This window comes from Paenibacillus sp. EB106-06-01-XG199 (genome assembly GCF_058791575.1).
The window spans coordinates 1-670 of record NZ_JBYTDQ010000040.1; the positions used below are offsets into that span (position 1 = coordinate 1).

The following is a 670-nucleotide window of genomic DNA, read 5'->3' on the forward strand; positions in this document are numbered from 1 at the left end:
TGATGGAACGCTCTTTGGACATGATCGCCGGGATGCTCGGCATCCTGAAGGCCGGCGGGGCGTACTTGCCGATTGATCCGGCGCTGCCGGCCGAACGCATCCGGTATATGCTCGGAGACAGCGGCGCGGCGGTGCTGCTGACCCAGCCTGGCCTGGATTCCTGCGGATTTGAGGGCACGGTTATCGGGTTGACGCCTGGAGGGCCAGCAGAGTCCGAGGCCAACCTGCCGCTTGCGCCGGATTCCCGGCGGTTGGCGTATGTGATCTATACCTCGGGGACGACCGGGAACCCCAAAGGGGTGATGATTGAGCACCGCGCGGTGGTTAACTTCATCACAGGGATGACGAGAGTGATTCCCTTCGGCCCGGCGAAGTCGGTTTTATTTGCGACCACGCTGTCCTTCGACATCTCGGTGGTGGAGACGCTGCTGGCGTTGACGCAAGGCATGCGGATCGTGGCGGCGAGCGAAGAACAGCAGAAGGACCCTCAGCAGCTGGCGGCGCTGATCGAACGCCAGCGCATTGGGATGGTGCAGATGACACCGTCGCGGCTGAAGATGCTGCTGTCGGCGGGCTGCGTGGCGTGGTTTGAAGGCGTAACGGAAATACTGGTCGGCGGGGAGGCATGGACGGACGATCTGCTGGCTGAACTGCAAAGCAAATCGAAGGC

The 670-nt window shown here is 62.5% G+C and carries 1 protein-coding gene; it reads left to right on the plus strand.

The window, feature by feature from the left end; translation table 11 throughout:
* A partial coding sequence (locus AC3WT9_RS34620; protein ID WP_492408987.1) for an AMP-binding protein occupies positions 1-670 on the plus strand: 670 nt, incomplete at both ends.